Annotated in this window: 24 protein-coding genes; 19 read left to right on the top strand and 5 right to left on the bottom strand. The window is 69.0% G+C overall.

The features are described 5' to 3' along the window. Positions 1-2: 2 nt before the first annotated feature. Positions 3-830 (bottom strand): SMP-30/gluconolactonase/LRE family protein, encoded by an 828-nt coding sequence (locus AC5Y43_RS14470; protein ID WP_499973493.1) that lies wholly within the window; start codon positions 828-830, stop codon positions 3-5. 159 nt (positions 831-989) lie between these two features. Here AC5Y43_RS14470 and AC5Y43_RS14465 point away from each other — a divergent pair, with 159 nt between their 5' ends. Genes AC5Y43_RS14465 through AC5Y43_RS14455 form a run of 3 tightly spaced genes read left to right on the top strand, consistent with a single transcriptional unit; the run spans position 990 to position 3,978 of the window. Continuing rightward, a complete protein-coding gene (locus AC5Y43_RS14465; protein ID WP_499973491.1) occupies positions 990-1,880 on the top strand; it encodes an acyl-CoA thioesterase in 891 nt (296 codons plus the stop codon). Between the two features lie 5 nt (positions 1,881-1,885). Next, positions 1,886-2,800 (top strand): LLM class F420-dependent oxidoreductase, encoded by a 915-nt coding sequence (locus AC5Y43_RS14460; RefSeq protein WP_499973488.1) that lies wholly within the window; start codon positions 1,886-1,888, stop codon positions 2,798-2,800. Next, the gene (locus AC5Y43_RS14455) at positions 2,800-3,978 is read left to right on the top strand and encodes an acyl-CoA dehydrogenase family protein (protein ID WP_499973484.1); all 1,179 of its coding nucleotides are present in this window, start codon (positions 2,800-2,802) and stop codon (positions 3,976-3,978) included. The genes AC5Y43_RS14460 and AC5Y43_RS14455 overlap by 1 nt, the downstream gene beginning before the upstream one ends. Before the next feature lie 69 nt (positions 3,979-4,047). Here the strand turns inward: AC5Y43_RS14455 and AC5Y43_RS14450 are convergent, their stop codons facing one another. Continuing rightward, entirely contained in the window at positions 4,048-4,719 is a 672-nt protein-coding gene (locus AC5Y43_RS14450; protein ID WP_499973481.1) for a DUF427 domain-containing protein, read from the bottom strand. 60 nt (positions 4,720-4,779) lie between these two features. Then, entirely contained in the window at positions 4,780-8,052 is a 3,273-nt protein-coding gene (locus AC5Y43_RS14445) for a helix-turn-helix transcriptional regulator (protein ID WP_499973479.1), read from the bottom strand. Positions 8,053-8,215: 163 nt separating this feature from the next. Between AC5Y43_RS14445 and AC5Y43_RS14440 the strand changes: the two genes are divergently transcribed. From AC5Y43_RS14440 to AC5Y43_RS14390, 11 genes are all read left to right on the top strand, one after another. Next, a complete protein-coding gene (locus AC5Y43_RS14440; protein WP_499973478.1) occupies positions 8,216-9,763 on the top strand; it encodes a GMC family oxidoreductase in 1,548 nt (515 codons plus the stop codon). Between the two features lie 57 nt (positions 9,764-9,820). Beyond that, entirely contained in the window at positions 9,821-11,014 is a 1,194-nt protein-coding gene (locus AC5Y43_RS14435; RefSeq protein WP_499973477.1) for a CaiB/BaiF CoA transferase family protein, read from the top strand. A gap of 109 nt (positions 11,015-11,123) precedes the next feature. Next, positions 11,124-11,672 (top strand): hypothetical protein, encoded by a 549-nt coding sequence (locus AC5Y43_RS14430; RefSeq protein ID WP_499973476.1) that lies wholly within the window; start codon positions 11,124-11,126, stop codon positions 11,670-11,672. Positions 11,673-11,675: 3 nt separating this feature from the next. Then, entirely contained in the window at positions 11,676-12,380 is a 705-nt protein-coding gene (locus AC5Y43_RS14425; RefSeq protein WP_499973474.1) for an NIPSNAP family protein, read from the top strand. After that, positions 12,377-13,588 carry a cytochrome P450 gene (locus AC5Y43_RS14420; RefSeq protein ID WP_499973473.1) on the top strand — a complete coding sequence of 404 codons (1,212 nt, stop codon included), beginning with the start codon at positions 12,377-12,379 and terminating at the stop codon, positions 13,586-13,588. The genes AC5Y43_RS14425 and AC5Y43_RS14420 overlap by 4 nt, the downstream gene beginning before the upstream one ends. 1 nt (position 13,589) lies before the next feature. After that, positions 13,590-14,558, top strand: a complete 969-nt coding sequence (locus tag AC5Y43_RS14415) for a zinc-binding dehydrogenase (protein ID WP_499973472.1) — start codon at positions 13,590-13,592, stop codon at positions 14,556-14,558. After that, complete coding sequence (locus tag AC5Y43_RS14410; protein ID WP_499973470.1) at positions 14,555-15,316, top strand: HpcH/HpaI aldolase family protein; 762 nt, start codon at positions 14,555-14,557, stop codon at positions 15,314-15,316. Before AC5Y43_RS14415 ends, AC5Y43_RS14410 begins: the two co-directional genes overlap by 4 nt. Further along, on the top strand, positions 15,313-15,708 hold the full coding sequence (locus AC5Y43_RS14405; RefSeq protein ID WP_499973468.1) for a nuclear transport factor 2 family protein: 396 nt from the start codon (positions 15,313-15,315) through the stop codon (positions 15,706-15,708). The genes AC5Y43_RS14410 and AC5Y43_RS14405 overlap by 4 nt, the downstream gene beginning before the upstream one ends. Next, positions 15,705-16,433 (top strand): SDR family NAD(P)-dependent oxidoreductase, encoded by a 729-nt coding sequence (locus AC5Y43_RS14400; RefSeq protein ID WP_499973465.1) that lies wholly within the window; start codon positions 15,705-15,707, stop codon positions 16,431-16,433. Before AC5Y43_RS14405 ends, AC5Y43_RS14400 begins: the two co-directional genes overlap by 4 nt. Then, positions 16,415-17,884 carry a flavin-containing monooxygenase gene (locus AC5Y43_RS14395; RefSeq protein WP_499973463.1) on the top strand — a complete coding sequence of 490 codons (1,470 nt, stop codon included), beginning with the start codon at positions 16,415-16,417 and terminating at the stop codon, positions 17,882-17,884. The genes AC5Y43_RS14400 and AC5Y43_RS14395 overlap by 19 nt, the downstream gene beginning before the upstream one ends. Further along, a complete protein-coding gene (locus tag AC5Y43_RS14390; RefSeq protein WP_499973461.1) occupies positions 17,881-18,798 on the top strand; it encodes an alpha/beta hydrolase in 918 nt (305 codons plus the stop codon). Before AC5Y43_RS14395 ends, AC5Y43_RS14390 begins: the two co-directional genes overlap by 4 nt. A 79-nt stretch (positions 18,799-18,877) precedes the next feature. On the opposite strand, the gene AC5Y43_RS14385 is transcribed toward AC5Y43_RS14390, so the two are convergent. Further along, on the bottom strand, positions 18,878-19,984 hold the full coding sequence (locus tag AC5Y43_RS14385; RefSeq protein WP_499973459.1) for an alcohol dehydrogenase catalytic domain-containing protein: 1,107 nt from the start codon (positions 19,982-19,984) through the stop codon (positions 18,878-18,880). Positions 19,985-19,998: 14 nt separating this feature from the next. Here AC5Y43_RS14385 and AC5Y43_RS14380 point away from each other — a divergent pair, with 14 nt between their 5' ends. Next, on the top strand, positions 19,999-20,460 hold the full coding sequence (locus AC5Y43_RS14380) for an acyl-CoA thioesterase (RefSeq protein ID WP_499973457.1): 462 nt from the start codon (positions 19,999-20,001) through the stop codon (positions 20,458-20,460). A 38-nt stretch (positions 20,461-20,498) separates the two neighbouring features. Beyond that, entirely contained in the window at positions 20,499-20,939 is a 441-nt protein-coding gene (locus tag AC5Y43_RS14375) for an SRPBCC family protein (RefSeq protein ID WP_499973455.1), read from the top strand. Here AC5Y43_RS14375 and AC5Y43_RS14370 read toward each other — a convergent pair. Then, positions 20,936-21,628, bottom strand: a complete 693-nt coding sequence (locus AC5Y43_RS14370; protein WP_499973454.1) for a GntR family transcriptional regulator — start codon at positions 21,626-21,628, stop codon at positions 20,936-20,938. The two genes, AC5Y43_RS14375 and AC5Y43_RS14370, sit on opposite strands and share 4 nt — an antisense overlap. Positions 21,629-21,767: 139 nt before the next feature. Here AC5Y43_RS14370 and fadD5 point away from each other — a divergent pair, with 139 nt between their 5' ends. From fadD5 to AC5Y43_RS14355, 3 genes are all read left to right on the top strand, one after another. Then, positions 21,768-23,420 carry a fatty-acid--CoA ligase FadD5 gene (gene fadD5 / locus AC5Y43_RS14365; RefSeq protein ID WP_499973452.1) on the top strand — a complete coding sequence of 551 codons (1,653 nt, stop codon included), beginning with the start codon at positions 21,768-21,770 and terminating at the stop codon, positions 23,418-23,420. A gap of 374 nt (positions 23,421-23,794) precedes the next feature. Next, entirely contained in the window at positions 23,795-24,511 is a 717-nt protein-coding gene (locus tag AC5Y43_RS14360) for an MlaE family ABC transporter permease (RefSeq protein WP_499974016.1), read from the top strand. Position 24,512: 1 nt separating this feature from the next. Then, on the top strand, positions 24,513-25,382 hold the full coding sequence (locus AC5Y43_RS14355) for an MlaE family ABC transporter permease (protein WP_499973450.1): 870 nt from the start codon (positions 24,513-24,515) through the stop codon (positions 25,380-25,382). The last annotated feature ends 131 nt before the right edge of the window (positions 25,383-25,513 follow it).

The following is a 25,513-nucleotide window of genomic DNA, read 5'->3' as shown; positions in this document are numbered from 1 at the left end:
GGTTACCTCTCGTCAGGGCCGGCCGGCGCCGGGACGTCGACGGTCACGGCGTCCAGCCGCGAGAGCCGGGTGCCGACCAGCCGTTCGGGATAGGCGTCGGTGCTCGACAGCAGGAACAGCGTGCGCCGCGCCGGGCCGCCGAGCGCGCACGCGATGGCCACCCGCTCGCCCATCTCGATGCGGTCGGTCACGGCGCCGCCCTCGACGATCCGCTCGAACTGGTGGGCCAGCGTCATCGCCGCCCACACCCCACCCTCGGCGTCCAGCGCGATGCCGTCGGGCGGCCCGTCCAGGCCGTCGGCGTAAACGCGGCGGTCGCTGAGCCCGCCGTCCGCGGCGATGGTGAACGCGGTCAGCCGGCGGGCGGTGGACTCGGCGACGATCAACGTCGCGCCGTCGGGGGTGATCACCATGCCGTTGGGAAAATCCAGGTCTTCGGCGACGACACGGGCGGTGTCGTCGGCGTCGAGGCGGATGATCGCGCCACCGGAGAACGCCTGGCATCCGAGGTAGGCGCGGCCGGCGTCGTCGACGACCATGTCGCCCAGGTTGGCCGGCGCCAACTCGGCCAGGTCGGCGACGGTGACGACGGTTTCGCCGTCGTAGCGCAACACCTGGCGGGCCTCGGTGGAGGCGATCAGCAGCGACCCGTCCGGACGAAACCCGAGCCCCGCCGGCGAATGCCCGGGCAGCGGCACCGTGGTCAGCGAGCCGCGCAGGTCCGCGGTGTGCACGGCTTCGCCCAGCATGTCGGAGAACCAGAGCAGCCCTTCGAACCAGCGCGGCCCCTCACCGAAGCAGAATCCCTTGGCCAGGGGCTCGGGAATCATCCGCGAAAGCCTTTACAAAACACCGCAAAAGTGTCATGCACGACGCGTATCGGTGTCAATCTCGCCGGGCCCGCGGGTGCATTGTTAGCCAAGCTTTACAAATCTTACGCAAAGTGTCACGCTGAGCGCTGAGCTGCGAGCGCGAGAGGTGGAGCGGATTTGAGCAAGGTTTCTGAGGAATCCGAGCAGACCGAGTGGACCGTGCAGGGCCTGCTGGACCTGTTCGACGTGCGGGCCGACGGGCAGGACCGGTTCACCGGCGACACCGGGATCGCGGTCGGTGACGAGCGGCAGGTGGTCGAGGGCACCCAGGTGCTCGCGCAGGCGATTGTGGCGGTGGCCAAGCGATTCCCGGACAAGTCGGTGCGCTCGGCGCACGCGGTGTTCTCCCGCGCCGTGACCGTCGGCCCGCCGATCGAGCTCGTCCTCGACGTGGTGGCCGAAGGCCGGTCCACCGCCACCGCCGTCGTCGCCGTGCACCAGAACGGCCGGCGTTGCCTGAGCATCACCGTGCTGGCCGACGTCCCGACCGGCGACGTGATCCGCCACCACCTGCCGCGCCCCGACGTGGCCGCGCCCGCCGACGCCAACACCTCCGAGATGCCGATGGCCGGCCGGCAGCTGCGCCTGGTCGACGTCGTCGACGTCAACAGCCCCGACGAGGTGGGCCCGCCGGAGCTCTACGCGTGGCTGCACTACGACCCGATCCCGGCCCGCGACGACCTGGCCAAGGCGCTCCTGGCGTACTTCACCGGCCATCTGGGGATCTCCACCACCATGCGGGCGCACGAGGGCATCGGCACCGCCCAGGCGCACCTCACCGTGTCGACGGCGCCGATGACGATCGCGGTCGCGTTCCACGAGCCGGTGCGCTGGGACGGGTGGCTGCTCTACACCCACGAGAGCACCCAGGTGGGCGCGGGGATGTCGTACGTGCGCGGGGCCGTGCACGCCGAGGAGGGCGAGCTGCTGTGCTCCTTCGCCCAGGAGGCGCTGATCCGCCCGCTGCGCACCAGCGACGCCGCGATCGACTCCCGCGCTCGGTTCTGACCGCCATGCGTTTCACGTTCACGCACCCGATGCACTCCCATCCGTACAACCCGGAACTGGTGTCGGGACAGGGCATCGCCACGGTGGCGGCCGCGGCCGAGGCGGCGGGGATCGACGGCTTCGGCTTCACCGATCACCCGGCGCCGTCGCAGCGGTGGCTGGAGGCCGGGGGCCACGACGCGGTGGATCCCTTTGTCGCCCTGGGCTTCGCGGCGGCCAGGACGACCACCCTGCGCCTGATTCCCAACATCGTGGTGCTGCCCTATCGGAATCCGTTCGTGGTGGCCAAGTCCGGCGCCACGTTGGATCTGCTGTCGGGTGGCCGGTTCACCCTGGCCGTCGGGGTGGGTTACCTCAAGCGCGAATTCGCGGCGCTGGGGGTGAGCTACGACGAGCGCGCCGAGCTGTTCGAGGAATCGCTGCAAGTGATCCGCGCGATCTGGACTGGCGACGACATCTCTTTCGAGGGAAGGCATTTCAGCGCGCGTGGCATCACCGCGCATCCGCGGCCGGCCAGCCCCCCGCCGATCTGGATCGGTGGAAACACCGGGGCGTCCCGGCAGCGGGTGGCGCAGTACGGCGACGGCTGGTGCCCGTTTCCCGCCCCGCCCCAGCTGGCCCAGACCGCCGGCACCGCCGTCATCGACTCGGTGCAGCGCCTCACCGAGGGCATCGACGACCTGCGGCGCCGCTGCGACGCGGTGGGCCGGGACTCCTCGGCGATCGACGTCACGTTCACCAACTTCGAGGGCGGCAGCCCCACCGACGACCAGTTCAACGCCGATGCTTATCTGTCCGGCCTGGAAAAGCTTGCGGCCCTGGGGGTTACGTGGGTCAGCGTCCATCTGCCCGGTGACAGCATCGCCCATGCGCTCGAAACCCTCGAGCGGTTCCGCGCGGACGTGATCGACGCGCTGTAATGGACTTCTCGCCCGTCACGCTCTCACCCGAGGACCAGGATTTTCACGATCAGTTCCGGGCGTTCATCACCGAGCACGTCACCGAGGAGGTACGGCGGCGCGACCGTGAGACCGGTGAAAACTTCAGTGAGCCGGTGCATTTGGCGCTGGGCGAGGCGGGTCACCTGGCGTCGGACTGGAAGCTGGAATCCGAAGGCGGCTTCAACCCGGTGCGCCGGCGGATCTTCCACCTCGAGATTGGTCGTGCCAATGCCCCGTGGTTCCACTGGGGCACCACGGCGGCGGTCGCGCGGTTGGTGCGCCAGTTCGGGGCGGCCGAGCTCGTCGACGCGGTGCTGCCGGGCGTGCTGTCCGGAGAGATCCGGATATGCCTGGGCTATACCGAGCCCGAGGGCGGCTCCGACGTCGCCACCTGCAAGACCCGCGCCGTGCGGGACGGTTCGAGCTGGGTTATCAACGGGTCCAAGATGTTCACCTCGAACGCGCAGAACGCCAAGTACGTCTTCCTGCTCACCAACACCGATCCGCAGGGACCCAAGCACAAAAACCTGACGATGTTTCTGGTGCCGCTGGATTCGAAGGGCATCGAGATCCAGGGTATCCGCACGCTGGATGGTGACCGCACCAACATCGTGTATTACAGCGACGTGCGGATCGACGACCTCTACCGCATCGGTGAGGTCAACGGCGGCTGGACGGTGATGCGCTTCGCCCTCGACGCCGAACATGGCATCGCCGACGTCGAAGACCATGGCCTGCAGAATGTCTCGATGCTCTCGGAGCACGGCCAATTGATGGCCGAGGCGGCCGATGGGGTCGCGGCGATCCTGTCCGCGCCCGATACGAGCGGGCGGCGCGCGATCGACGACGAGTCGACGAAATACCGGCTGGGTCGCAGCATGGCCCGCATCGAGGCGGCCATGTCGACTCCGGGAATGTACGGGCGAGTGGCGCTCATTCAGACCATGCGCGAGGTCTCTCAGGAATTGATGGACCTGCTGGGGACGGCATCGGCATTGCCCACCGACACAACGGGTTCCGCGGACGTCGCCGATAACGGCGCCATCGAGTTCATCTTCCGGCACGGCGTTCCCGCCGGCATCTACGGCGGCACCATGGAGGTCTTCCGCAACATGATCGCCCAGCACGAGCTCAAGCTGGGCCGGCCGAGTTACTGACTTTCGCGAGAGTGCAACCAGCGACGCGGCTACTCGAGAAATACGTCGCCAGTTGCACTTTCGCGGTGCCTAGGGGAGTTCTGCGGCCATGTCGCAGCGGGCGGCGTCGAAACTGAAAAACCCCTTGATGGGCAGGCTTTCGGGGGGCGGATCCTTGTAGCTCCATGCGACGTCGTCGACGACGTCGTCGCCCACGACCGCCGACCAGTACGTCGCGAAACCCTTGTAGTTGCAATAGCTCGACGTCTTCGACTCGCGCAGCAGGGTGGTGCGCACGTGCGCGGGATCGACGTAAAGCCTTGGCTCGAACGCGGTCTCGAACAGGATGACCGTGTCGTCGGTGTCCACCAACACCGTGCCGGCGACGGCGACGCGCAGGCGCCGTTTCGTGGGCCGGCAGTCGACGCGGTGGTACGGATTGGGCGGGTAGTGGACGAGCTCGCGGCCCTCTTCCAGCCAGGTGTCGACGGCGTCCCACGGGACGTGGACGTAGCCCGGCGCGTCCGGTTCGGGCTCGGTCGGCAGCTCGCCGACGATTTCCGCGGGAAAGACGTAGCTCAGCGGGCGGCCCCGCCGGTGCACCATTAGCGCCCGCTCGGTGTCGAGCACCACGCGCCCGTCGCGCAGCGCCTGCACGCGCCGCGGGTGGGGCTCGATATAGACGAGGCCGCCGGGCACCGGTGGCGAGAACCGCCCGGCGGGATCGCTGCTGAGTGGGCCGCGTCCGGCAACCAGGGTCATGGCGTTCCTCCCAGATGCTCTATCAGCCTGCCGTATTCCAACCTAGCGCGGCTCTGGGACTCATCCGCGACGAGCGGCCTCCTGCGCGAGTTGCAACCGCGAACGCAGTCCCAACTTGGCAAAGATATGGGTGAGGTGGGCCTGCACGGTGCGTGGCGAGACGAACAGCCGTGCGGCAATGTCCTTGTTGCCCAGGCCTTCATTGACGAGTTTCACGACGTCGAGCTCGGCACGTGTCAGCGATGCCCAGCCGCTGCTGGCGCGGCGGCGTTCGCCGCGGCCGCGTTGCGCGTAGGCGATCGCCTCCTCGATGGACAACGCCGCGCCCTCGGCCCAGGCGGCATCGAAGTCGTTCTGGCCCATGGCGTCACGAAGCGCCGCGATCCTGCCCGCATCGTCGGCCTCGAGGACCTTGAAACGCACCATGCCCATGTGGTGCCGCGTCGCGTCGGCGGCGCCGAACAATCGCGCCGCGAGCCGATGGTCGCCCGAACCGCTCGCCACGGCGGCGAGGCAGTCGAGCGCGAACGGAACGATCAGCTTGCCGCCGACCCGGGCCGCCGCATCCAGCGCGTCGAAGGAATCGCGTTCGGCGGCATCGAGTTCGGCGTCCGCGATCTTCACGCGCGCACGTGAGGTCAATGCGGCAGCCAGACACCACGCGCTGGTGGCCGACACCACGTCGTCTGCCCAGCGGCGGGCCGCGGCGAGGTCACCGCACGCCAGCGGGGCCAGCGGCGCCCAGATGTACAAGGAGGCCAGTTGGACGTACATTCCGGTGATTTCACGCCCCGCTTCGTGCGCTTGCCACGCTGCGGCGGCGTCTCCCGCCGCCAGGTGTACATAGCCGAAAGCCGCGTGCACGGTCGCTAGGTGGGCATGAAAGGAGTCGGATGCGCGTTCCAGGGCCGCTTCGGCGATTTCGCGAGCCTGATCCGCATGCCCTTGGTACGCCAACACCATCGCCTGACATGCGGGTACGTGGACCCAGAACAGCCCATCGCGGGACACGGTCAGTTCCTCGTCCAATTCGCGAAGCTGAGCGAGAGCGCTGGTCAGGTCGCCGCGCAGGATCCGCGTCCAGCCGAAGACATACCGGAATTGGCGCGACAAGGAGCCGGCGTCAATGCTTTCGGCGATCCGTTTTCCTTCCTCGGCGGCCGCCTCGGCGACGTCTAGTTCGCCGAACAGGACGGCGAACGAGGCCTGTAAGAACAGGATCTGTCCCAACCACCAGGAATCGCCGATGCCGCGGGCGAGGTCAGCCGCCTCGGCGAAGTATGCGCCGCCCTTCTCGAGGTTGTCATTGCTGAAGCAACCGCAGGCTGTCAGGGCCCGCGCCACCAGCGCCGGGTCGCCAACGTCGCGTGCCGACGCCAAAATCTGCTCCGCGTCGAGATCGACCGCCATGCCGGTGAATCCCAGCAGGGCGGCCCTGGCGACCGAGGCCCGCACGTGAGCCACCGATTCCTCAACATCTTCGGAGTCTTCGGCAAGGGCAGTATCGAGCCACTCCAGTCCTTCCTGCATGCGGCGCCGTGTCACCCAAAGCGGTAGCAACGCCGCCGCGAGCGTCAGCGCGCGGTCGGCGGCGCCCGAGCCCTCCCGGCTCCAAGCGAAGGCCGCACGCAGATTGTCGATGTCGGCCTCCGCCTGTTCGACGCGTCTCTCGTGTCCCGAACCTGCCGGTGCGTCGAGTAGACAGGCCGTGCCGGTGAAGTGGTCGAGGTGGCGAGCACGTACCTGGTCGCCTTCGCGGGATTCGCCGAGCTTTTCCTGCGCGTACTGGCGCACGGTCTCCAGTAGGCGATATCGGGTTCCGTATTTGCCGTCTTCCGCGACCAACAGCGACTTGTCAACCAGCAACGTCAGCTGGTCGAGTAGCTGGAAGCGCCCCATGTCGCCCCCACCGGCCACGGCCTGTGCGGCGTCAAGGTCGAACCCGCCGAGAAAGACCGCCAGCCTTCGGAACAAAGCCTGCTCTGGTTCGGACAGCAATGCGTGCGACCAATCCACCGAGGCCTGCAAAGTTTGTTGGCGCCGCACCGCGGTGCGGGCACCACCGGTCAGAAGCCGGAATGTGTCGCGCAGGCTGTCGAGGATCTCCGTGGGCGACAGAGCGCGAATGCGGGCGGCGGCAAGTTCGATGGCCAGTGGCAGGCCGTCGAGCCGTCGACAGATCTCGATCACGGTGTCGGTGATCTCGGGGATGACTTGGAATTCGGGCTTGGTTCGACGGGCCCGATCACCGAACAGCTCAACCGCTTCATCGGGAAGCGACAGCGAGGGCACCCGCCAACTCACCTCGCCACTCACCCCGATGGGTTCGCGGCTCGTCGTCAGTAGCGTCAACGCCGGGCACACTCGCAACAGTTTGGTGATCAAATCGGCGCTCGCATCGAGCAGGTGTTCGCAGTTGTCGAGCAATACCAGCATCTGGCGATCGCGAATGAAGCGCTGCACCACGTCGATTGACGGTTGGCCAGGCTGGTCTGGCAGGCCCAGCGCGCGTGCCACCGTGACGGGTACGAGTTCCGGATCGGTGATCGGCGCCAGGTCGACGTACCAAACCCCGTCGGCGAACTCACCGGCGACGGTGGCGGCGATCTGCACCGCCAGCCGCGTCTTGCCCGCTCCGCCCGCGCCCGTCAGCGTGACAAGCCGGTGCTCGGCAAGTGCGCCGGCAATCTCGCGCATTTCCGTCCGGCGCCCGATGAAGCTCGTCAACTGCATCGGAAGACGTTCGGTCGCAAGGATATTGGCCGTGCGCAATGGCGGAAAGTCGTTGTGCAGATCCGGGTGGCACAGCTGCACCACCCGCTCGGGGCGGGGCAGGTCGCGCAGGGGGTGGGAGCCGAGGTCCGACAACGTGACGTCCGGCGGGAGCTGGTCGAGGATGAGTGGTTCCGTTGCACCCGACAGCACCGTTTGCCCGCCGTGCGCGAGGTCGCGGAGCCGGGCCGCGCGGTTGATCGTCGGGCCGATGTAGTTGCCCTCGTCGCGCAGATGCGCGTCGCCGGTGTGGACCCCGATGCGCAATTTGATGGGTGCCAGCGGTGCCCGCTGCAAGTCCAATGCGCAGGCAACGGCGCTGGCCGCGCGGACGAACGCGATGACGAAGCTATCGCCCTCGCCCTGCTCGACGGGCCGCACCCCGCCATGAGCGGCGACCGCATCGGACAGGGTCTGGTCGAGGCGGGCCACTGCCGCCTTCATCGCCTCGGCCTGGGTTTCCCACAGCCTGGTCGACCCTTCGACATCGGCCAGCAACAACGTGACGGTTCCCGTCGGAAGCTCGCTCATGTTCACGTCGCTCCAGCTACTTTCGCTCATGCTAGCCAGCATGCGGCGTTACGTACCGCCGAATCATCAGCGAAACCGCCAATTGTTGCGGTCTCGGCACGCGTACGTACGCGTCTCGCCACCGCCGAATTAGGCGATTCGGCCGATGGCGGCGCGCGGAGTTCACCGGATAGTCCTTGCCATGGACAACGCTATGACCGCATATGACTTCATCGTCGCCGGCGCGGGCTCCGCGGGTTGCGCGGTGGCCGGACGACTGGCCAGCGAATCTTCGGCGAAAGTCCTGCTGGTTGAGGCCGGCGGGTCGGACCGTCGGCTGACAGTCCGGGCGCCGTTGGCCGCTGTCCGGCAGTACGGCACCTCGCTGGACTGGGGCTACGAAACCGATCCCGAGCCCGGCTGCGGGAACCGGCGGATCGCGCAGCCCCGCGGTCGTGTACTCGGCGGCAGCAGTGCGATGAACGGCATGGTGTGGGTCAAGGGCAGCACGGTGGATTACGACGGCTGGCAGCTGCCCGGGTGGGGCTGGAAGGAGGTGGCCCCGGTGTTCGCGCGGATCGAACAGCATTCGATGCGCATCACCCGCGTCGCATGCCCCGATGAGCTGTCTCAGCGATTCGTCGCCGCGGCGCGCGCCGCCGGTGTCTGCGCCAACGACGATGTCAGCGGACCCGAACTCGACGGCGCGGCGATCACACCGGTGACCATTCACCGGGGTGAGCGTTGGAGCGCTGCGCGCGGGTACCTGCGACGCCGGACCAACTTGACCGTCGTCACCAAGGCGATCGTCAGCCGAGTCATCGTCCGCGACGGGCGAGCCGTCGGCATCGAATATCGCCACCGGGGGCACATCCGGCGAGCCTTCGCCGGCCAGGAAGTCGTTGTGAGCGCGGGCGCGTTCAATACCCCGCAGCTGCTGCAGCTGTCGGGCATCGGTCCGGCCGATCACCTCCGCGGCATCGGGATCACGCCCGTGGTCGACAGCCCCCGCATCGGCCACGGCCTCACCGACCACCCGCACGCATGGGGCGTATGGGCACTGGCGCCCGGGCACGTCGGCTTTGCGGATGTCGGGAACCCGAAATGGTTGCTGCAGTGGCTGTTCCGTAGAAGCGGCAAATTCACCAGTAATGGCGGTGAGGCGCTGGCCCACATCCGGACGGCGGTAGATCTTCCGGCGTGCGACGCTCAGCTGATCTTCGCCCCCGGCGATGCGCTGGCCGACCCCACAGACCGCAATCTCCGGCCCGCGCTGTCGGTGGGCGTCTCGTACTGGACGCCCAGGAGCCGCGGCAGTGTCCTCGTGCGCTCGTCGGATCCCGCGACGCCGCCGGCGATCCGGATGAACACCCTTTCCGAGCGCGACGACGTCGACGCGCTCGTCCGCGCGGTGCTGCGCGCCCGCGAGATCATCGCCACCGAACCGATTGCGTCGGCGGTGGAGCGAGAACTGCTCCCGGGGCCGGGCTCGGATATCGAGGCCGCCATCAGGGCCACCGCGATCACGACCAGGCATGCGGCCTGCAGCGTCGCCATGGGCGGCGGACCCGACAGCCCCCTCGACGAGAAGCTGCGCGTGCGCGGCGTGGAAAATCTGCGCGTCGCCGACGCCTCGGCGCTGCCGCGGATACCCCGCGCAAACACCAACGCGCCGTCGATCATGATCGGCGAACGGTGCGCGGATTTCCTGCTTGCCACCGCTGGCCAAGCAGCGGCCGCGGCCGAACAGTCAATCCGCTAGCACGACCCCGTGACCCGGTGGGAGGACCCGGTCGCGATGCAGGGTAGGAACTTACCCATGGCGGGACCGATGGAAGGCTACAAAGTCGTCGAGCTCGGGGTCTGGGTGGCCGGACCGGCCACCGGCGGCATCCTGGCCGACTGGGGCGCCGACGTCGTCAAGATCGAGCCGCCGACCGGTGACCCGGGGCGCCTGTTCGGCAAGATGCTGGGCTGTGACCTCGGCGTCAACCCGCCATTCGAGATGGACAACCGCTCCAAGCGCAGCGTCGTCGTGGACCTCACCACCGCCGCGGGCCGCGACATCGCGTTCGAATTGCTTTCGGACGCAGACGTTTTCCTCACCAACGTGCGTCCGGGCGCCTTGCAGCGCCTCGGCCTCGACTACGAGTCGGTATCGGGCCGCCACGCGCGCCTGGTCTACGGCCTGATCACTGGGTACGGCGACACCGGGCCCGACGCCGACCGCGCCGCCTACGACGTGGCCGCGTTCTGGTCCCGCGCCGGGGTGGCGCACCTGCTCACCCGGCCCGGTGAGACGCCGCCGTTCCAGCGCGGTGGCATGGGCGACCACTCGGCGGGCATGACCCTGGCCGCCGCGGTGTGTGCGGCGCTGCTGGCACGCGAACGCACCGGCGAGGGCCAGCTGGTGACCACCTCGCTGTACCGCCAGGGTGCCTACACCGTCAGCTTCGACCTCAACACCTACCTGCTGACCGGCCAGCCGATCGCCATCGGCCAGCGCGAAACCATGGGCAACCCGTGCATGAACAACTACACGGCCGGCGACGGGCGGCGGTTTTGGCTCGTCGGGCTGGAGGCCGAGCGGCATTGGCCCGCGCTGTGCCGGGCGGTGGGACGTCCCGGCTGGGGCGACGACGACCCCCGGTTCGGCGACGCCCGCTCCCGCGCGGTCAACGCGGTGCAGCTGATCGCCGAGTTGGACGAGATCTTCGCGACCCGCCCTCTCGACGAGTGGGCGCAGATCTTCGCGGGCGAGCCGGAGCTCTTCTGGTCGCCCGTCAACGCGCTCGAGGACGTCGTGGCCGACGAGCAGTTCCACGCGGCGGGCGGCATCGTCGACGTTCCCGACGGGGCTGAAGGACACGGGGGCGTCGCGATGGTGGCCACCCCGGCGGACTTCCATGGCACGCCCTGGGCGCCGCGGTCGGTGGCACCGCGACTCGGCCAGCACACCGACGAGGTTCTCACCGAACTCAAAGCCCGGCGCAACCGGCAGTTCGAGGCCTAGGCACCTTTACAAATTTGGCCAGAAGTGTCACGCTGTCGGGTGACAACAAGCCAATGCCTAGCAGGTAACGCCAACGCACCCCTGGCGTGCGGCGGTGAGGAACGGATTGATGGTCACTCCAAGCTTCGACATCAGCCACAACAGCCGGGTCAGCACCTCGCGAGCGACCCGCCCGGACGGTGAGTGCCTGCGATATCGGCTGGACGTCGTCGCGGCCAGCGTCGCCGACGTCGTGCAGTCGGCCGGGGGCTGGCTCTACGACCGGGTGATGGCCGGTTGGCAGGTGAACGTGCTGCTGCCGCACGGCTGCGACACCCGCCCGCTGCGGATCCTCGGGGTGCGGGCGCTGGGCCCGGAAGCGCAGGCGGACCTGGCGGGCTCGACGAGCCACAGCCTGGCGGTCAGCGCCGAGGCGTTCACCGCCGACGCCCGGCTGCGCGAAAAGGTGCTCGAGTCCCTCGGCGACCGGATGACCGAGGTCGCGCTGTGGGGCGACGGCTGGCCGCTGACGGTCAACCGCACGACGACCCGAGCGCAATACGTCCTCAGCGCGGCGGCGTGCAGATTCAAAGGGTATGCACTCGCCGCGGCCGGGATCGCCCGCGACACAGTCGATCCCACCGAGACGCTGCTGACGGATTCGGCGCGGCTCGACTAGCCCATGAAAAAGTATTACGGCCACACCCTGCTTTACCTGCACGAGACGGTCTCGCTGGGCTCGCTGCGCGGCGACGGTTTCACCGAGATGTTCACCGCCACCTATCAGCCGATGATGGACGAGCTCGGCGCGCGGCTGTTCGCCATCTGGGAAACCACCCCGTACAACGGCCACTGGCCGCAGGTGACGATCATCTGGGAGATCGACGGCTTCGCCGACTACGCGAGGATCGGCGCCGCGCAGGCCCGCGGCGGCAGCCACGAGGCCGCGGCAGGCAAGTGGTCGGCGTTTCTGGCCGACGGCGGCGCGTCGGGCGAGGGGCGCATCATGTACCCGGGTCCCAGCAACAAGACGCTGACACAGCTGCGCGAGTCCAATTTCACTGCGCCGCTGGTGATTCAGGAGATCATGCAGACGAAGCCGGGCCGCCAGGATGACTACATCCGCGAGCTGGAGCGCCTCTACGTCCCGTGGTCGGAGCGCACCGGCAAACGCTGGCTGGGCTCGTTCACCACGACCTTCCGCTACAACGAGGTGATCCACTACTGGGCGCTGGACGGCGGCTGGGAATGCTTCGCCAATCACTACCCGTCCTGGAAGGACAGCCCGCCCGCCGAGATCGTCACCTGGATGAGCGTGGCGCCCGCCCTGCGCGACGGGTGGGAGGACTCGATCCTGCAGGCCCTGACGCCGTCACCACTGCAGTGAGTTTCTCTTACGACCCGTTCGACGCGGAAGTCATGGCAAACCCGTTGCCGTACTACCGAATCCTGCGCGATGACCACCCGGTGTACTACATGCCGCAGTGGGACACCTTCGCGCTGTCGCGTTTCGACGACATCTGGCGGGTCCTGGAAGTCAATGACGGCACGTTCGTCGCCTCGGAGGGCACGCTGCCCGCGGCATCGGTATTGGCCGAGCACAACAGCGGGCCGGTCGCCGACCCGCCGCTGCATCCGCTGCCGTTTCACGCGGTGTTCGACGCCGGCCTGTACGGCGAGATCCGCCGCGCACATACCCTTCCGCTGCGGCCGAAAAACGTTGCCGGCCTAGAATCCCGGATCCGCACGCTGGCCAACGAGCGCCTCGACCTGCTGCTGCCGCAGGGAGCGTTCGACCTGACCCAGGACTACGGCGGCGTCGTGGTCGCCTCGATCGTGTGCGAACTGCTGGGCATCTCAACGGAACTCGCACCGCAGGTGTTGGCCGCGGTCAACGCCGGCAGCCTCGCCGAGCCCGGCGAGGGCGTGGATACCGCGCAAGCCCGGCCCAACTATCTCGAGTACCTCACCCCTGTCGTCCAGCGCCGCCGCGCCGACTCGTCGGGGGACGCTCTGCCCGTGGTCGACGGCCTGCTGGACTACCGGTTGCCCGACGGCAGCGCGCTCGACGACGTCGAGGCCGCAACCCAGATGCTGTGCATCTTCATCGGCGGGACCGAGACGGTGCCCAAGATCGTCGCGCACGGGCTGTGGGAGCTCGGCCGGCGGCCGGGTCAGATGGCCGAGGTGTGCGCCGACCCCGAAACCAACGTGCCGATCGCACGCGAGGAGATGGTCCGGTATTGTGCGCCGGCGCAGTGGTTCGCCCGAACGGCCCGGAAGCCCTTCACCATTCACGGCCAGACGATCCGTCCCGGCCAGCGGGTCATCACCCTGCTGGCGTCGGCCGCCCGCGACGAGCGGGAGTACCCGGACCCCGACGAGTTCGTGTGGAACCGCCCCATCCGCCGCTCGCTGGCCTTCGGCCGCGGTCAGCACTTCTGCATCGGTTACCACCTGGCCCGCCTCGAAATCGATGTGCTGCTTACCGAATGGCTGCGCCGGGTGCCCGAATTCGCGATCCGGAGCGACGCCGCCACCCGGCTGCCGTCCAGCTTCCAGTGGGGCTGGAACAAGATCCCGGTCGAGGTCTGACGTGTGGTCCTACCGGATCATCGCCCCCTACCTGTTCGAGCGGACCTCGATCCCCGACCGCACCCCCGAGCAGTTGACCGAAGGCGAAGTCCTGCTGCGCTTTTCGGCCGCCGGTGTGTGCGGCAGCGACCTGCCCGCCTTCCGCGGTAACCGCGGCCGGCTGCCCGGGGACGACGGCGCCAGCGCCGCCGAAAAGGACGGGTTCCCGATCCACGAGGTGGCGGGTGAGGTGATCGCCAGCCGCCACCGGAAGCACCGCGCCGGCGATCGCGTGGTGGGCTGGGCGTCCGGGTTCGACGGCCTGATGGAGCGCGTGATCAGCGACGGCAACATGCTGACGCCCTACGACCCGGCGCTGACCCCGGCGCAGGCGGTCGGCCTGCAGCCGCTGGCGTGTGTCCTCTATGCCTGCGAGCAACTGCCGGAGCTGACGGGCCGGCACGTCGCGATCATCGGCCAGGGCTCGATCGGGCTGCTGTTCTCCTACGTCGCCAAGGCCGCCGGCGCCCGGCGCATCACCGGCGTCGACCCCGTCGACCGCGCAAGCCACGCAACGGCATTCGGCGTCGACGATCCGGTGCGCGCCACCAGCGACCGGTGGGTCAGCCAGCTGGACGCCGCCGACCGCGCCGACGTCGTCATCGAGGCCGTCGGGCACCAGGTCGCCACCCTGGGGCACGCCATCGAAGCCGCAGCCCCCGGCGGCACCGTCTTCTATTTCGGCGTCGCCGACGACGAGGCCTACCCGATCAGCATGCGCCACATGCTGCGCAACAATCTCACGCTGAAATCCGGTGTGACGCTGGACCGGAGGCGCATGCTGGAGCTCGCCGGCAAATTCGCCGCCGAGCACCCCGGCCTGCTCGGCACCTACCTCACCCACACCTTCGGCGTTGACGACGCGCAGGGCGCGTTCGACCTGGCCTGCCGGCCCGACCCCGGGCGCGTCAAGATTGCGATCGCAAAGTGACGGAGCATTCGGCGAGCAACCTGCAGCGGGCCCTGGGCCGCGCGACCCCGATCTGGGGCGGCTGGATCACCGGGCCGACGTGGCTGGGGCCCGAGGAATTCGCCAGGGCCGGATACGACTACGTGGGCTTCGACGCCCAGCACGGCTACCTCGACGACGCCGGCATCGCCCGCGCGCTGCGCCGCATCGAGCACCTGCCCATCGGCACCGTGGTGCGCCTGCCCAACGCCGACGCGGCGCCGATCGGGCGGGTGCTCGACGCGGGCGCCGACGCCGTCGTCATCGCGATGATCGAGTCGGCCGACCAGGCCGCCGCGGCGGTGGCCGCCACCCGCCACCAGCCGGCGGGCACCCGCAGCTTCGGCCCGCTGCGCACCGGCCTGGGCCACGACACCGCCGCCCTGGAATCCCGGGTGAGCGTCTTCGCGATGATCGAGACGGCGGCGGCGCTGTCCGGGCTCGACGAGATCTGCGCGGTCCACGGGCTGGCCGGGCTCTACATCGGGCCCGCCGACCTGGCGCTGTCGATGGGCGTGGATGTCGTTGGCGCGACCAAACATCCGGCGGTGCTGGACGCGATCGTGGCTATCCACCGGGCTGCCACGGACGCGGGACTGATCACCGGCATTCACGCCGGGGACGGCACTACCGGGCACGCGATGGCGAAGCTGGGCATGCAAATGGTCACCCTGGCCGCCGAATCGCAGGCGCTGCGCCGGGGTGCGGCCGAGCATCTCCGAGAGGCCACCGGGCAATGACCGACGACCAGGCTATCCGCGGGCTGATCGCCGACTACGCACTGGCGCTGGACGCCGGCGACATTGACGCGTGCCTCGCGCTGTTCGCCCCCGACGGCGAATTCGTCGTCTACGGGCGGGCTTTCGCCGGCCCCGACGGCATCGGCCAGATGTTTCGCGACGCCCCGCGCGGGCTGCACCTCACCGGCGTCTCGCGCATCGACGTCAGCGGCGACACCGCGACGGGCCGCACCCAGGTGCTGTTCGTCAGGGCCGGCGACCTGCACCTGCGCCCCGCGCTGTACGACGACGACCTGGTCCGCGTGGGCGGGCAGTGGCGGTTCCGGCGGCGGCGCTGCCAATTCGTCACCAGCCGCGGCCTGTGCGACAGCCCCGAGGTGCCGTCATCGTGACCCGGCGCGTCGCACTGGTGACCGGGGCCGCCGGCGGGCAGGGCTGGGCGATCGCCAAACGGCTGCGCGCGCTGGGCTATTCGGTGGCCGCCTGCGACCGGCGGGCCGACCAGCTGGCGACCGCGGTCGACGAGCTGGGCGACGACGAGATCATGGGGATCGGGCTCGACGTCACCGCCCAGGACGATTGGGAGGCCGCCGTCCGCACCGCGGTCGGCCGATTCGGGTCGCTGACCGCCCTGGTCAACGGCGCCGGCGTGCTGCACCGCGCGTCGCTGGCCGACGAGACCGTCGAGGGCTTCGAAAACTCTTGGCGGGTCAATTGTTTCGGGGCCTTTCTCGGCCTCCGGGCCACGCTCGAGCAGCTGCGCGCGGCGCAGGGCGCGGCGGTGGTGAACATCTGCAGCACCGGCGCGATGCGGCCCTTCCCGCGACACACCGCCTACGGTTCGTCGAAGTGGGCCCTGCGCGGCCTGACCCAAACCGCCGCCGCCGAACTCGCCCCGCTGGGGATCCGGGTCAACGCGGTGTTCCCCGGCCCCGTCGCCACCCCGATGCTCGACGACGCCACCCAGCTGCGGCTGGCCGCGTCGTCGGCCTTCGGGCGCATCGGCCAACCCACCGAGATCGCCGACGCGGTGGCGTTCCTGGTCTCCGACGAGGCGTCCTTCATCACCGGCGCGGAACTGGTCGTCGACGGCGGACAATGCCTGCAGATCCGATGAAGATCGGCATCATCGGCGCCGGGCCGGGTGGGCTCGCCCTGGGAATCCTGCTCTCGCGCGCCGGGTTTCGCGACTTCACCATCTTCGACCGCGAGGACGACGTCGGCGGCACCTGGCGGATCAACACCTATCCCGGGCTGGCGTGCGACGTGAAGTCGCACCTGTACTCGTACTCGTTCGACCTGAACGCCAACTGGTCGCGGCTGTGGTCCGGACAGCCCGAGATCCTGCGGTACTTCGAGCGCTGCACCGACAAGTACGGCCTGCGGCCGCACCTGAGGCTGCGCACCGAAATCCGCTCCGCGCAATGGGAAGAGGACGCCCAGCGGTGGTGCCTGACCACCGCCGAGGGCCGGCGGCACCGTTTCGGCGTCGTCGTGTCCGCCGTGGGTTTGTTCACCCGCCCGCTGTTCCCGGACCTGGTGGAAGAGGAACCGTTCACCGGCACGGTGATGCACTCGTCGCGCTGGGACCACTCGGTGCCGCTGGAGGGCGCGCGGGTCGCGGTGTTGGGCACCGGATCGACCGCCTCGCAGCTGATCCCGGAGCTGGCCAAGGTGGCCGCCAAGGTGTATTCCGTGCAACGGTCGCCGACCTGGATCCTGCCCAAGCCCGACCGGCACTACACGAAACGGGAGCGCTGGGTCTTCGCCCACGTGCCGCTGGCCAAGAAGCTGTACCGCACCCGGCTATGGTTGCGCAGCGAGGCCAACATCTCGGTGATCGAGCACGGCAGCGACAAGACCGAAGAGTTCAAGGCAATCGCCCTGGGCCTGCTCGACAAGAGCGTCGCCGACGAGCAATTGCGCCGCACACTGACCCCGGACCACCCGATGGGCTGCAAGAGGCTGGTGTTCTCCTCGGACTACCTGCCCGCGTTGACCCGGCCCAACGTCGAGGTGCTGGACAGCCCGGCGCGCGGCCTGCGCGCGCGCAGCCTGGTCACCGCGGACGGCACCGAACGCGACGTCGACGTCGTGGTGTGCGCCACCGGCTACGCCGCGGCCGACTACCTGGGCCAGCTGGACGTCTGCGGCGAGGGCGGGGCGACGCTGCGGGAGGCGTGGCGGGACGGAGCGCACGCCTACCTCGGGATGGCGGTTCCGGGCTTCCCGAACTTCTTCATGCTCTACGGGCCGAACACCAACGTCGGGTCGAACAGCGCGATCTTCATGCTCGAGGCCCAGGCGCGCTACATCGTGCGCGCGCTGAGATACATGCGGCGCAAGGGCAAGGCGTACGTCGCGGTGCGGCCCGCCGCGCTGGCCGATTTCGTCACGCGGGTCGACCGGTGGATGGCCGGCACGGTGTGGACCACTCAGTGCAGCAACTACTTCCGCGCCGCCAACGGCCGTGTGGTTACGCAGTGGCCGCGCAGCGCGCGCAGCTTCTGGGGCATGACGCGCCGATTCAAAGCCGCCGACTTCGGTTTCGAGGCCCCGGCCCGATGACGGAGTTGGATGGTTCAGAGCGCCTGGATTCCGCACTGCGCGAGGTGGCGACTGCGCGCACCGACTTCTCCGCCGACGCGATCCGGCTCACGCGCGAACCGTTCAACCAGCGCCGCCGCGAGTCCGCCGCGCAGACCGACGCGCAGGGCGTGCGCGTCGACGACGACACCGCCGACGGCGTCGCGGTGCGCATCTACCGCGGCGCGCTGGCGAATCCGGCGCCGGCGATCGTTTACTGCCACGCCGGCGGCTTCGCGCTGGGCAACCTGGACACCGACCACCGGCAGTGCGTGGAGCTGGCGCGCCGCGGTGGCTGCACGGTGGTGTCGGTGGACTACCGGCTGGCGCCGGAGCATCCGTATCCGGCCGCCCTCGACGACGCGGCCGCCGCGCTGCGCTGGGTGGCGGCCAACGCGGCCGAACTGGGCGTCGACCCCGGGCGCCTGGGCGTCGGGGGCAGCAGCGCCGGCGCCGCCCTGGCGGCTTGCCTGGCCCACGGTGCCGCCGACGGGTCGCTGCCGTCGCTGGCGTTTCAGCTACTGCACCAGCCGGTGCTCGACGATCGGGAAACCCCGTCGAAGGCCGAGTTCTGCACCAGCCCGGCGTTCGACAGCGAGGCGGCCGAGCAGATGTGGCGCCACTACCTGACCCCCGAGGGCGCCGTGTCCGCCGTGCCCGCGCGGCGGGCCGAATTGCGTGGCCTGGCACCGGCTTTGATCACCTGCGCGGAGGTCGACCCCTTTCGCGACGAGGCGATCGACTACGCGGTGGCGCTGCTGCGCGCCGGCGTGTCCGCCGAGCTGCACGTGTTCCCGCGCGCCTGTCACGGGTTCGACTCGCTGCTGCCGGACTGGTCGGGCTCCCAGCGGTTGTTCGAACTGCAGGGCCACGCGCTTGGCAGCGCGCTGCACTGATGCCGCCGAAACTGCGCACAGATCGCGATGTGCTTACCGAAACGCGCTCTGTGCGCAGTTTCGGCGCAAGGGAATGAAATCAGAACCTGATGAGCTGGCGCACGGCGGTGCCGTCGGCCAGACGATCCATCGCCTCGTTGATGTCGTCCAACCGGATCGTCGACGACACCAGCGCCTCCACCGGCAGCCGGCCCGACTGCCACAGCGACACGAACCGGGGAACGTCGCGGCCGGGCACCGACGAACCCAGGTAGCTGCCGATCAACGACCGGCCCTCGGCGACAAAACCCAACGGCGACACGCTGATCCGGGCACTCGGCGGTGGTAGCCCGACGGTAATGGTGCGACCGCCGGGTGCCGTCAGCCCGATCGCGGTCTCCAGCGCGGCGGGGTGGCCGACCGCCTCGATCACCACGGCGGCCCGCACGCCGCCGTCGGCCGCCTGCTGCGGCGTGTAAACCTCGTGTGCGCCCAATTCTCGCGCCGCCGAGAGCTTCTCGGGCAACCGGTCGATGGCGACGACGCGGACGTCGGCGTAGGTCAACGCGGTCAGCAGCGCCGCCATGCCCACGCCCCCCATGCCGACGACGGCCACGGACTGACCGGCGCGGGGATCGCCGACGTTGAGCACGGCGCCGCCCCCGGTCAACACCGCGCACCCGAGCAGCGCGGCGACCTCGGGTGGCACGTCGGGCGGCACGGCGACTGCGCTGGCCCGGTTGACCACCGCGTGCGTCGCGAACCCCGACACCCCGAGGTGGTGATGCACCGGCCGCCCCGCGCGGGTGAGCCGGATCCCGCCGCCCAGCAGCGTCCCGGCGGCGTTGGCGGCGCTGCCCGGTTCGCAGGGCGTCAGCCCCCCGGTCGCGCAGGCCGCGCACTGCTCGCACCGCGGCAGGAACACCAGCACCACCCGCTGGCCGACGGGCAGGTCGTCCACACCGGCGCCGACCCGCTCGACGATCCCGGCCGCCTCGTGGCCGAGCAGCATCGGCACCGGGCGCACCCGGTTGCCGTCGACCACCGACAAATCGGAGTGGCACACGCCCGCCGCCTCGATGCGGACCAGCACCTCGCCGGGGCCCGGCTCGTCGAGCTCGAGGTCGACCACGCTGATCGGGCGGGAATCCGCGTACGGCCGGGACGAGCCGATCCGCTCCAGCACCGCGCCGCGGATGTCAACCATGTTGGAATACAACCATGGGCCCAGCACCCGAGCGGCAGGACTTCACCAGCGCAGACTTCCCCGTGCTGTGGCCGGTCGGCACCCGCTGGGCCGACAACGACATGTTCGGCCACCTCAACAACGCCGTCTACTACCAGTTGTTCGACACCGCGATCAACGCCTGGATCAACACCGGCACCGGGCTCGACCCGCTCTCCACGCCCGCGCTCGGGATCGTCGCCGAGTCGGGCTGCCGCTACTTCTCCGAACTGCGCTTCCCGGAGGGTCTCGTGGTGGGTCTGGCGGTCACCCGGCTGGGGCGCAGCAGCGTCACCTACCGGCTCGGCGTCTTCCGGGAAGCCGGCGGGGCGCAGCCGATCACGGCGCTGGGGCACTGGGTGCACGTCTACGTCGACCGCGCCGACCGCAAGCCGGTGCCCATTCCCGACGCCATCCGGTCGCTGCTGGCGACCGCGTGCGTGGGCGAGATGGCATAGCAGTCGGGCACTTTCGCGCTCCCCGCTATGCTTCGCCAATGCCAGTTCTGAGCAAGACCGTCGAGGTCAGCGCCGACGCCGCGGCGATCATGGGCATCGTCGGCGATTTCGAGCGCTACCCGGAATGGAACGACGGGATCACGGGCCTGTGGATCCTCGCCCGCTACGACGACGGGCGTCCCAGCCAGGTGCGGCTCGACACCGATGTGCAGGGCTTGAAGGGCACTTTCATCCAGGCGGTGTACTACCCGGGGGAAAATCAGATTCAGACCGTCCTGCAGCAGGGCGACCTGTTCTCAAAGCAGGAGCAACTCTTTTCCGTGGTGGAGGCTGGAACCTCGAGCCTGCTGACGGTCGACATGGACGTCGAGACCACGATGCCGGTGCCCGCGCCGATGGTGAAGCAGCTCCTCAACAACGTCCTCGACCACCTCGCCGACAACCTCAAGCAGCGCGCCGAGCAGCTGGCCACCGGCTAGTCGAAGATTCCCGTCCGGTCGCGCATCTCGGTCAGCCGGGCCGCGGCGTCGGTGAACTGCCAGACGGTGTGCTCGATCGCGGCGGCGGTGTCGCGCCGGCGCAGCGCCGCGATCAACTTCCGGTGATTGTCGACGGCGGCCTCGCCCCACTGCGGGTCGGCGGCGTACACCAGCACCGGCATGTAGCGCGCGGCGTTGAGCAGGAACCACGCCAGTTTGATCCGGCCGCTGGCCTGGTTGAAGACGCGGTGGAACGCGAACTCGATGCCGGCTATGGTCTCGGCGTCGCTGGACCCGACGGCCGCGGCCAGCGAATCGTTGATGCGGTTCAGCTCGTCGATCTCGGCGTCCGTGATGTGCTCGGTGGCCGCGGCCGCCAGCTCCTTGACGATGGAGGCCTGCAGCCAGAAGATGTCCTCGATGTCCTGGCGGGTCAGCGGCAACACGACGTGACCGCGGTGCGGTTCGAGCTGCACCATGCCCTCGCCGCGCAGCTTCAGCAGGGCCTCCCGCACCGGGGTGACGCTGACGCCGAGCTCGGCCGCGGTCTCGTCGAGGCGGATGAACGTTCCCGGACGCAATGCCCCGGACATGATCGCCGCGCGCAGGTGGCCCGCGACCGCGTCGGACAGCTGCGCCCGGCGTAGTGGCCGACGGGCCCTCTGCTGCGTCGATGTCGGCGCGTTCACGCGGGCTGCCAGGGCTTTCGCGTTCTGGGCGGGTCTTGTCTTTGCGGCACTAAAGCCATAGTGTGACCCACACAACACCATGTTTTATCAAATATCAACCTCGCGCAAGCGGTGCGCGAGGTGAAGGGGAGGCAACTGCTTGACCGCGCAATTGGCCAGCCATCTGGCCCAGTTCCCACTGCCCACGGAGCAGCCGTACCTGGCCCGCCGGCAGAACTGGGTGACCCAACTCGAGCGGCACGCGATGATGCAACCGGACGAGCCGGCGCTGCGATTCCTGGGCAACACGACCACGTGGGACGGGCTGCGCCGCCGCGTCGTGGCGCTGGCCGACGCGCTGAGCCGCCGCGGCGTGGGCTTCGGCGACCGGGTCATGATCCTGATGCTCAACCGCCCCGAATTCGTCGAGGCGGTGCTGGCCGTCAATTCGCTGGGGGCGATCGCGGTCCCGCTGAACTTCCGGCTCACCTCGGCCGAAATCGTGTTCCTGGTCGAGGACTGCGAAGCGCGCGTGATGGTCACCGAGGCGGTGCTCGCCCCGGTGGCCACCGGCGTGCGCGACATCCAGCCGCTGCTCGGCACGATCGTCGTCGCGGGCGGTGGCTCGACGGATGACAGCGTGCTCGGCTACCAGGACCTCATTAACGAGCCGGGCGAAGCACACGGCCTTGTCGACATCCCGAACGATTCCCCGGCGCTGATCATGTACACGTCGGGGACCACCGGCCGGCCCAAGGGCGCGGTGCTGACCCACACCAACCTGACCGGCCAGACGATGACCGGGCTGTACACCAACGGCGCCGATATAAATAGTGACGTCGGATTCATCGGCGTGCCGTTCTTCCACATCGCCGGCGTCGGCAACCTGCTGCCCGGCATGCTGCTGGGCATCCCCACGGTGATCTATCCGCTCGGCGCCTTCGAGCCCGGGCAGCTGCTCGACGTGCTGGCGGCGGAAAAGGTCACCGGCATTTTCCTGGTGCCCGCGCAGTGGCAGGCGGTGTGCGCCGAGCAGCAGGCCCGCCCCCGCGATCTGCGGTTGCGGGTCATATCGTGGGGGGCCGCCCCGGCGCCGGACGCGTTGCTGAAAGAGATGTCGGCAACCTTCCCCGGCGCCCAGATACTGGCGGCGTTCGGCCAGACCGAGATGTCGCCGGTCACCTGCATGCTGCTCGGCGACGACGCGATCCGGAAGCGCGGCTCGGTGGGCAAGGTGATTCCCACCGTCGCCGCCCGCGTCGTCGACGAGAACATGAACGACGTCCCCGTCGGCGAGGTGGGCGAGATCGTCTACCGGGCACCGACGTTGATGAGCGGCTACTGGAACAACCCGGAGGCCACCGCCGAGGCGTTCGCGGGCGGATGGTTCCATTCCGGCGACCTGGTCCGCATGGACTCCGACGGCTACGTCTGGGTGGTCGACCGCAAGAAGGACATGATCATCTCCGGCGGCGAGAACATCTACTGCGCCGAGGTCGAAAACGTCCTCGCCGGCCACCCCGAGATCCTCGAGGTCGCCGTCATCGGGCGGGCCCACGAGAAATGGGGCGAGGTGCCGATCGCGGTGGCAGCTGTTGCGGGCGACCCGCTGCGGCTCGATGATCTTGATGAGTACCTCGCCGAGCGGCTGGCGCGCTACAAGCATCCGAAGGCGCTCGAGATCGTCGACGCGCTGCCCCGCAACCCCGCCGGCAAGGTCCTCAAGACTGAGCTGCGGGTGCGCTACGGATCCGTGGTAACAACTGAAAGTGGTTCTGCCGCAACGGATTCAACGGCTCAAGAGGAGGGTTGACGGAATCTGTAACGTTTGCCCGCTGTTGACGAAGGGTTAATTGTGTGGATGCGGTTCACAGGCTCACGGCCATCGGGTACATTCCTGTGGTCTCCGTTACTACTTGCGAGTAGGGAGCCGATGGTCACACACGTAGGGTCGTGGCGAGGTGGGGGCACCTCCGGCCGCGGGACAGCGAGGTGGGGGTACCCCCAGCCGCTTAGCAGCGAGGGGGAGCCAGGCGTGCGACACGTTCCGCTGCGGCGTCACGGGACACGCGGCGCCGAGGCGGGGGGACCGCGGTGACTTCGACGTCGACGGATCGCCCGCACCTGATCGGCTTCGTGCGCGACCAGCTGGACACCCCGCTGACCCTCGTCGGTGGATTCTTCCGGATGTGTGTGCTGACCGGTAAAGCGCTGTTCCGCTGGCCTTTCCAGTATCGCGAATTCATCCTGCAGTGCTGGTTCATCATGCGCGTGGCGTTCCTGCCCACGATCATGGTCTCGATCCCGCTGACGGTCCTGCTGATCTTCACCCTCAACGTGCTGCTGGCGCAGTTCGGTGCGGCCGACCTGTCCGGCGCGGGCGCGGCGATCGGCGCGGTCACCCAGCTGGGCCCGCTGACCACCGTGCTGGTGGTCGCCGGCGCCGGCTCGACGGCGATCTGCGCGGACCTGGGCGCGCGCACCATCCGCGAGGAGATCGACGCGATGGAGGTGCTCGGCATCGACCCGATCCACCGGCTGGTGGTACCCCGGGTGATCGCCGCGACCCTGGTCGCCACGCTGCTCAACGGGCTGGTGATCACCGTCGGTCTGGTGGGTGGCTACCTGTTCGGCGTGTACCTGCAGAACGTGTCGGGCGGGGCCTACCTCGCCACCCTGACCACCATCACCGGTTTGCCCGAGGTGATCATCGCGACCGTCAAGGCCGCGATTTTCGGCCTCATCGCCGGCCTGGTCGGCTGCTACCGGGGGCTGACCGTGCGCGGCGGCTCGAAGGGCCTGGGTACCGCCGTCAACGAGACCGTGGTGCTGTGCGTGGTCGCGCTGTACGCGGTCAACGTGGTGCTGACCACGATCGGTGTCCGGTTCGGGACGGGGCGCTGACATGTCGACCGGTACCGTCCTGCGTTCCCGCTTCCCGCGAGCGGCCGAGAACCTCAATAAATACGGCGGCGCCGCGGGCCGCGCGGTCGACGACGTCGGGCAGATGGCATGGTTCGGGGCGGTGGCCCTCGGGCACATCCCGCACGCGCTGCGCAACTACCGCAAGGAGACCCTGCGGCTGATCGCCCAGATCGGCATGGGCACCGGCGCGATGGCGGTCATCGGTGGCACCGTGGCGATCGTCGGGTTCGTGACGCTGTCCGGCAGCTCGCTGGTCGCCATCCAGGGCTTCGCGTCGCTGGGCAACATCGGCGTCGAGGCGTTCACCGGATTCTTCGCCGCGCTGATCAACGTGCGCATCGCCGCCCCGGTCGTGACCGGCATCGCGATGGCGGCCACGGTCGGCGCGGGCGCCACCGCCGAACTGGGGGCCATGCGGATCAGTGAAGAGGTCGATGCCCTCGAAGTGATGGGCATCAAGTCGATTTCGTTCCTGGCGACCACCCGGATCATGGCGGGGCTGGTGGTGATCATCCCGATCTACGCGATGGCGATCATCATGTGCTTCCTGTCCCCGCAGATCACCACGACGGTGTTGTACGGACAATCCAACGGCACCTACGAGCATTACTTCCGAACGTTTTTGCGGCCCGATGACGTGTTCTGGTCGTTCGTGGAGGCCATCATCATCACGGCCGTCGTGATGATCACCCACTGCTTCTACGGCTACAACGCCGGCGGCGGGCCCGTCGGCGTCGGCGAGGCCGTCGGCCGCTCGATGCGTTTCTCGCTGGTGTCGGTACAGGTTGTCGTTCTGTCCGCCGCGTTGGCCCTCTACGGGGTCAACCCCAACTTCGCGCTAACGGTATAGCCGCCATGACTACCACGACAGGCCCAGCCGGCAAGTACAACGCCCCCCGGAACCCGCCGTACAAATGGGCCGGGCTTGCAGCGCTGGTGGTGGCGCTCGTGGCCGGCGTCCTGGTCTACGGGCAGTTCCGG

Source organism: Mycobacterium sp. NGS57 (genome assembly GCF_059812405.1).
This window is presented reverse-complemented; position numbering and strand designations above follow the sequence as displayed.